This window comes from Elioraea sp. Yellowstone, from assembly GCF_006704265.1.
Taxonomy (GTDB): domain Bacteria; phylum Pseudomonadota; class Alphaproteobacteria; order Acetobacterales; family Acetobacteraceae; genus Elioraea.
In genome coordinates, this window is record NZ_VIKA01000285.1 from 1 (window position 1) to 1,199 (window position 1,199).

A 1,199-nucleotide genomic window follows, 5' to 3' on the forward strand; every position below is an offset into this window, starting at 1 on the left:
GCGTATGGTCTCGCTGCCCATGAGCACGCCCCCCGCAGCGGTCGCGCCGCCCGCCCCGCCACGGCTGACGGTGGTCGTGCCCTGCTACAACGAGGCGGAGAACGTGCCGGAGATGGTGCGCCGGGTGGACGCCGCCCTCGCCGGCCGGCAGCCGGAGCGCCCGCCGATGCGCGACGCCGAGGTGCCGCTCCTGGACCGGGGCGTGCTGGAGGAGCTCGGGGCCGGCATCGAGCCGGGACGCCTGCCCCAGCTCGTCGCCGTCTTCGTCGAGGAGACCGAGGAGCGCCTCGCCCGGCTCGCCGCGGCGCGCGCGTCGGGCGACATCGCGACCCTCGGCCGGCTCGCGCATGCGCTGAAGAGCGCGGCCGGCACCTTCGGCGCGGCAGCGCTCGCCCGGCGCGCCGGCCTGATCGAGGAGGCCTGCCGTGCCGGCGATGCGGCCTCCGCCGATCGTCTCGTGGCGGGACTGGATCTGCTCGTGCGACGCAGCCTCGCCGCCCTGACCGAACCCGAACGGGTCGCCTGAACCGGCGCCCGGGCCTCCCTTGAACCGCTCGGCGCCCTGTGGAACAGAGGTCGGCAGGGGAAGGAGACGCCATGTCCGCACAGCCCGGCGCGAGCGTGATCGCGCAGATGCTCGCCGGCTACGGCGTCAGCCATGTCTTCTTCGTCGATGCCGTGCTGCGCCGCACCCTGATCGCGCTCGAGGGCCTCGGCGTGCGCCGCGTGCTCGCGCACAGCGAGAAGGCGGCCGCCTACATGGCCGACGGCTATGCGCGCGCCTCGGGCCGCGTCGGCGTCTGCTTCGCGCAGAGCGTGGGCGCGGCCAATCTCGCCGCCGGGCTGCAGGACGCCTATCTGCACCGCGCGCCGATCGTGGCGATGACCGGACGCAAGGCCGCGCAGGCGCGCAACGCCTACCAGGAGGTCGCGCACGCGCCGCTCTTCGCGCCCGTGACCTCGTTCTCCGAGCGGGTCGATGCGCCGGAGGATCTGCCGCGCCTTCTCCGCCAGGCGTTCCGAGCCGCCACGGGCCCGACGCCGCGGCCCGTCCATCTCGACCTGCTCGGGCTCCAGGCCGAGGGGATCGAGGTGCCCGAGATCGCCGCCGACGCCTCCGTCGAGCCGCGCCACGGCGCCGTGCCCGCCTACCGCGCGCCGCCCGATCCGGCGGACCTCGCCGCCGCGGCGGCCGCGCT

Annotated in this window: 2 protein-coding genes; both read left to right on the plus strand. The window is 76.1% G+C overall.

Annotation, left to right across the window (positions count from 1 at the left end; all coding sequences use genetic code 11):
- A partial coding sequence (locus FK498_RS18715) for an Hpt domain-containing protein (RefSeq protein ID WP_237561023.1) occupies window positions 1-526 on the plus strand: 526 nt, incomplete at its 5' end.
- 71 nt (window positions 527-597) lie between these two features.
- Window positions 598-1,199: thiamine pyrophosphate-binding protein (locus FK498_RS18720; RefSeq protein ID WP_141857213.1), on the plus strand; the 602-nt coding region annotated here is incomplete at its 3' end.